Below are 6166 nucleotides of genomic sequence, written 5' to 3' on the forward strand. Positions count from 1 at the left end.
TCCGCGCTTCGGGGAGGAGTGCCCTTGTCGACCCACGACCTCTACACCGACCCCGTCCCGGCCGAGACCTGGAACGTGCCGATGGCCGGCGACGCCAGGTTCACCTGGGAGTACGACGACGGCCGCGACCGCCTCCTCGCCCTGTACCAGAAGGGCAAGGACAAGCAGTGGGACTCGGTCAAGCGCATCGACTGGGACCTGGAGGTCGACCCGCACGACATCCTCGGCGTCCCCGACCAGTCCCTCGCCATCTACGGGACGAAGTACTGGGACATGCTGTCGGAGAAGGAGCGCGGCGAGCTGCGGCGGCACTCCACGTCGTGGCAGTTCTCCCAGTTCATGCACGGCGAGCAGGGCGCGATGGTCACCGCCGCCCGGATCGTGGAGTCGGTGCCCGACCTGGACTCCAAGTTCTACTCCGCCACCCAGGCGATGGACGAGGCGCGGCACGTCGAGCTGTTCACCCGGTTCCTGCACGAGAAGGTCGGGATGATCTACCCGATCAACACCAAGCTGCAGGACCTGCTGAACGAGACCCTCACCGACTCCCGCTGGGACATGCCCTACCTCGGCATGCAGGTGCTCATCGAGGGCCTCGCGCTCGCCGCGTTCGGCGTCATCCGCGACATCACGACCAAGCCGCTGCCGAAGCAGATCCTCGCCTACGTGATGCAGGACGAGGCCCGGCACGTCGCGTTCGGGCGGCTGGCGCTGCGCGACTACTACAAGCAGCTGTCGCCGGCCGAGCTGCGCGAGCGGGAGGACTTCGTCATCGAGGGCTGCTACCTGATGCGCGACCGCATCCGCGGCCGGGAGATCTGGACCAACTTCGGCATCGATCCGAAGGAGGTCGACGAGATGGTGGAGAACTCCCCCTACATGCGGATGTTCCAGAGCCTGCTGTTCAGCCGGATCGTCCCCTGCGTGAAGGACATCGGGCTGTGGAGCGAGCGCATTCAGCAGACCTACGACGACATGGGCGTCCTCGACATGTCGAAGGCCGACCTGGACGCGCTCATGAAGCAGGACGAGGAGATCGCCGAGAAGCTCGACACCGAGCGGTTCGCCGCCGAGGAGGCCGCCCGCAAGGCCGAGGTCGACGCCGTCGTCGCCGAGGCCGCCGTCGCCGATCCTGGGGCGTCCTGAGTAACTTTGGGACCACCCGGTCCGCACAGCCTCGGAGGTTCGCATGCCACTCGCGCATTTCGATGGAGCGCTCGCCGTCGTCACCGGTGCCGGCAGCGGCATCGGCCGGGCCGTCGCGCTCGCGCTGGCCGAGAGCGGAGCAAGCGTCATCGCGGCGGACATCGACCTGCCCGCCGCCGAGCGGACCATCGCCCGCGCGAAGTCGAACGGCACGGGCGGCACGGCCTACGAGGTGGACGTGGCGGACGCCGCCGCGATGGAGGCGTTCGCCGCCGAGGTGAAGGAGACGCACCGCGTCCCCGACATCGTCGTCAACAACGCGGGCGTCGCGGTCGCCGGGTCGTTCCTCGACACCGGGCTGGAGGACTGGGACCGCGTGATGGGCGTCAACCTGTGGGGCGTCATCCACGGGTCCCGGCTGTTCGGGCGGCAGATGCGCGACCGCGTCAACGCACTGCCCAACAAGCCCGACAAGCCGAACTTCGGCGGCCACATCGTCAACATCGCGTCCGCGGCCGCGTTCGCGCCGTGGCGCTCGATGCCCGCCTACTGCACGACGAAGGCCGCCGTGCTGATGCTCAGCGAGTGCCTGCGCGCGGAGCTGGCCGGCTCCCGGATCGGCGTCACCGCCGTCTGCCCAGGCTTCGTCAGCACCGACATCGTCAAGAACGGAACCTACGTCGACGGGGAGAGCGGGTCCCCCGAGAAGCTGAGGCAGCGCGGGCAGAAGGCCGTCCGGCTGCGCAACTACCCGCCGGAGAAGGTCGCCGAGCGGGTCGTCCACGCCATCATCAAGAACAGGCCCGTGGTCCCCGTCAACTTCGAGGGCCACCTCCTGCACGTGCTCTCCCGCGTCTCCCCCGCCTCCCTGCGCCTTCTGGCCAGAATCCCCGCCCCCCAGGGCTGACGCCCCGCCAGGGCGCGGCCCCCGACCCTCCCCGTACTGAGAGGTGACGGAGCGATGCCCCCCGACGCGCTGCTCGGCGACGGCCGTCCCCGCACGTGGACGGCGCGGATCAGATGCAAGGACGGCGATCACACGCTGGAGCTGACGCACCGGGAGGTGGTCGCCGAGCGGCTGCTGCGGACGTCGCGCAGGCACTCGTTCGACCCGGACGCGGACGTCGACTGGGACGCCCCGCAGGACCCGGACGTCTTCTACATGCCTCCGCAGCTCGTGTCGATCTACGAGACGCCGCTGTGGGACGGGCTGACGCACCGGCAGCGGGTGGAGCTGACCAAGCGGGAGATGTGCAGCATCGCCTCGTTCGGCATCTGGTCGGAGATGCTGCTGATGCAGTCGCTGGTCATGCACGCCTACCGGCACCGCTACGACAGCGACCACGTCGCCTACGCGCTGACGGAGATCGCGGACGAGTGCCGGCACTCGAAGATGTTCGGCCGGATGGTGCGCACGTGCGGGCTGCGCACGCACCGGCCGCGGGCCCTGGAGTTCCACTTCGCGAAGCTGTTCGGCACCGTGTACGACCCGATGCCGATGTTCGCCGGAACCCTCGTCGTGGAGGAGTTCACCGACGCGTTCCAGCGGCTGACGTTCCCGGACGAGGACGTCCAGCCGCTGATCCGGCAGATCACCCGGATCCACGTGATCGAGGAGGCGCGGCACATCAGGTACGCCCGCGAGGAGCTGAAGCGGCTGGTCGCGGTGATCCCGGCGGTGCGGCGGCGGATGGCCGCCTACGGCATGGCGCAGGCGACCCGGCTGATGGGCGCGCAGGTGATCCATCCGTCCTGCTACACGGCGGTGGGGCTCGACCCGAAGCTCGCGCGCCGGGTGGCGGCGCGCAGCCCGCACCGGCGGGCGACCATGGCGTGGGCGTTCCGGAAGTGCACCGCGTTCTTCGACGAGGTCGGCTTCCTGGACGGGCGGGCGCGTGACGTGTGGCTTCGCGCGGGTCTACTGGAGCAATAACAGGTTCTACTCGCCGGCCATTTATCTCGACATCGAAGCGAGTTCTTAGAAATCAGTTCTTGAATGCGCCCGGCGGCGTGGTCCGGACTCCGGAAGGCGCAAGGGCCGCGGAGCGGGGTCCACTCCGCGGCCCGTCGCGAAATACTGCGCCTGCCTGGGGTTATCTCACCCAGGACACTCCAATCGATGACACGGTCACGTCGTCGCCTCCTCCTCCCAGGCGTTTCCAGCATGCCGACCGGGTGCCTGGCGCGGGAGCATGATCGGCATACCGCCTCCCCTTTACCGAATCACCTTAGAAGGTGTTGACAAGAAATAGGTCGCGGTCGGCCGAATCAGGTCAGAAATCATTAAGCGCGGCGAGGACTTCGCGGGCGGCGGCGGTCGCCGTGGCGAGGATCTCCCGCTCCCGCTCGTCCTGCTCGGCGGCGTCCGGCGCCCGCTCGCTGTAGCTGACCGTGAAGACCGCGTTGCGGATCCGCGCCGTGACCTCCCCGACCACGGTCGGCTGCCCCTCGTCGGCCTTGAACCAGCGGTACGCCTCGTCGCCGACGCCGCTCTGCCGCTCCAGCGCGATGGTCCGGACGAGCGGGGCGTCGTGCGCCTGCGCCCACCGCGCGTCGTAGTAGCGCTCCGCGTCCCGCACCGGGGTCGCGGTGTTCTCCCGCGCGTACAGCCGCGCCTCCACCCGCAGCCAGCGGAACGACGACCCGGTCGAGGAGTACGTGCACGTGGTCAGCGTCGAGTTCGCGCTGTGCCGCTTCGCCGCCTCCGGCACGGCCTTCGCCACGGTGCCCGCGGAGACCGTCCCGCACGGCGGCGGCAGCGCCTCGACGATCCGCTCGGCGGAGGTCTGCGGCGCGGGCCGCCGCGGCGTCACCGCGGCCCGATCGGTGCCGCCCCGCTCCTTGCCGGGCGCCACGAGGAAGACCGCCACCGCCGCCGCCGCGAACGCGGCGGCCGCCACCAGCAGCACGAGCAGCCGCCTCGGCCGGCGCGCCGGAGACGGCGGCTCCGGCCCGGCGTACGGCCGGTGGAACGGTTCGACCGGACGCTGCAGCCCCACGTCCCGCTCCTCACTCCCCCGTCGCGTCATGGCCCCGCCCTCCCGTCAACGTAGTCAGGCGCGCCGCCCCTGACCAGGCCCCCTGACGGTGCTGATTGTCAGACCCCGGGGTCACACTGGAGGGGTGCTGATCGCTGACATCGCGCGGACGTCGGGGGCGGTGGCGGGCACCTCGGGCCGGAAGGCCAAGGTAGCCGCGCTCGCGGAGTGCCTGCGCCGCGCCGATCCGGGCGAGGCGCCCGCGGTCGTCGCCTACCTGTCCGGTGAGCTGCCGCAACGCCAGATCGGCGTGGGATACGCCGCACTGCGGGAGGTTCCGCCGCCCGCCGCCGAGCCGTCGCTGACCGTCCGGGAGGCGGACGCGGCGTTCACCGAGATCGGCGCCGTCTCCGGCCCCGGCTCGGTCGCCCGCCGCCGCGAGCTCGTCGCCGCGCTCATGGGCCGCGCCACCCGCCCCGAGCAGGACTTCCTCATCAGGCTCCTCGCGGGCGAGTTGCGCCAGGGCGCGCTGGACGGCGTGATGGCCGAGGCGATCGCGGCCGCGGCCGGGGTGAAGGCCGCCGAGGTGCGGCGCGCGTTCATGCTCCGCGGCTCCCTCGGCCCGGTCGCGACCGCCGCCCTCGCCGACGGGGCCGCCGGCCTGCGCGCCTTCACCCTGGAGGTCGGCCGCCCGGTCAAGCCCATGCTGGCCGCGTCGGCGCCGTCCATCGGCGACGCGTTCGCCAAGCTGAAGGCCGAGGCCGCGGTCGAGTGGAAGCTGGACGGCGTCCGCGCCCAGGTGCACGTCTCGGGCGGCGAGGTGCGCGTCTTCACCCGCACCCTCGACGAGATCACCGACCGGCTCCCCGAGGTCGTCGAGGCGGTGCGGGCGCTGCCCGTCCGCGCGGCCGTGCTCGACGGCGAGCTGATCGCGCTGCGCCCGGACGGCCGCCCCCACCCCTTCCAGGTGACCGCCGCGCGCACCGCGACCCGCACCGCGAAGAACACCGGTTCGGTCCCGCTGAGCGTCTTCCTGTTCGACGTCCTGTACCTCGACGAGGCCGGCGGCGCCGCGGAGGCCGCGGGCGGCGGCGCCGACCTGCTCGACGCGCCGGGGGCGGAGCGGAGCGCGGCGCTGGCGCGGGTCGTGCCGGAGGAGCTGCGCATGCCCCGGGTCGTGACCGGCGACCCGGCGCGGGCCAAGGAGGTCTTCGACGAGGCCGTGGCGCGGGGGCACGAGGGGGTCGTGATCAAGTCGCTCGACACGCCGTACACGGCCGGGCGGCGCGGCGCCGGGTGGATCAAGGTGAAGCCGCGGCACACGCTCGACCTCGTCGTGCTCGCCGTGGAGTGGGGGCACGGGCGCCGGCAGGGGCTGCTGTCCAACCTGCACCTCGGCGCGCGCGACCCCGAGACGGGCGGGTTCGTGATGCTCGGCAAGACGTTCAAGGGGCTCACCGACGAGCTGCTCGCCTGGCAGACCGAGCGGCTGCGGGAGCTGGCCGTGCGCGAGGACGGCTGGACGGTGCACGTCCGGCCGGAGCTGGTGGTCGAGATCGCGTTCGACGGGGTCCAGCACAGCCCGCGCTATCCGGGCGGCATCGCGCTGCGGTTCGCGCGGGTGCTGCGGTACCGGCCCGACAAGTCCGCCGCCGAGGCCGACACGATCGACACCGTCCGGGCCGTGGCCCCCGTCATGGACTAGCCCGCCCGCGGCGAGGGCCGCGTGCCCGGCCGTGCGGTCAGGGCGGTCAGGGCGGTCAGGGCGGCTCTTCGCCGGGGCCGCGGGGCGTGTCGCCGAGCGGTGCCGGTTCGGCGGGGTTCGCCGGGGCGGGCGGGAGGCGTCCGCCGGGGCGGAAGCCCGGCGGGAACTCCTCCCGGGGGCGGCTCACCCGCCGCGCGGCCGCGCGGGCCCGCATGCGGGACACGGCCCTGCCCTTCACCCGAGGCGACGGGGTCCGGCCGGTACCGCGGCCGGTACCGCGGCCGGTACCGCGGGCGGCACGGCGCTCGGCGCGGCGCTGCGCCCGGCGCTCGGCGCG

At 72.4% G+C, this 6166-nt stretch carries 5 protein-coding genes and 1 pseudogene; 4 read left to right on the forward strand and 2 right to left on the reverse strand.

Annotated elements, in window-relative coordinates:
• Nucleotides 1-24: 24 nt before the first annotated feature.
• The 3 genes from ACIWVC_RS25820 to ACIWVC_RS25830 are packed head-to-tail and all read left to right on the forward strand — an operon-like array spanning nt 25 to nt 3079.
• A complete protein-coding gene (locus ACIWVC_RS25820) occupies nt 25-1146 on the forward strand; it encodes a ferritin-like domain-containing protein (protein WP_396450441.1) in 1122 nt (373 codons plus the stop codon).
• Nucleotides 1147-1189: 43 nt separating this feature from the next.
• Entirely contained in the window at nt 1190-2053 is an 864-nt protein-coding gene (locus ACIWVC_RS25825; protein WP_396450443.1) for an SDR family NAD(P)-dependent oxidoreductase, read from the forward strand.
• Nucleotides 2054-2107: 54 nt separating this feature from the next.
• Entirely contained in the window at nt 2108-3079 is a 972-nt protein-coding gene (locus tag ACIWVC_RS25830; RefSeq protein ID WP_396450445.1) for a diiron oxygenase, read from the forward strand.
• A gap of 340 nt (nt 3080-3419) precedes the next feature.
• Here the strand turns inward: ACIWVC_RS25830 and ACIWVC_RS25835 are convergent, their stop codons facing one another.
• Nucleotides 3420-4145, reverse strand: coding sequence for a hypothetical protein (locus ACIWVC_RS25835; protein ID WP_396450446.1), 726 nt, complete (start codon nt 4143-4145; stop codon nt 3420-3422).
• Between the two features lie 124 nt (nt 4146-4269).
• On the opposite strand from ACIWVC_RS25835, the gene ACIWVC_RS25840 reads away from it, so the two are divergent.
• The gene (locus tag ACIWVC_RS25840; RefSeq protein WP_396450448.1) at nt 4270-5829 is read left to right on the forward strand and encodes an ATP-dependent DNA ligase; all 1560 of its coding nucleotides are present in this window, start codon (nt 4270-4272) and stop codon (nt 5827-5829) included.
• A 55-nt stretch (nt 5830-5884) separates the two neighbouring features.
• Here ACIWVC_RS25840 and ACIWVC_RS25845 read toward each other — a convergent pair.
• Nucleotides 5885-6166: pseudogene (locus tag ACIWVC_RS25845) on the reverse strand (hypothetical protein); the annotation flags it as partial.

The organism is Actinomadura sp., from assembly GCF_044508335.1.
Lineage (GTDB): Bacteria > Actinomycetota > Actinomycetes > Streptosporangiales > Streptosporangiaceae > Spirillospora.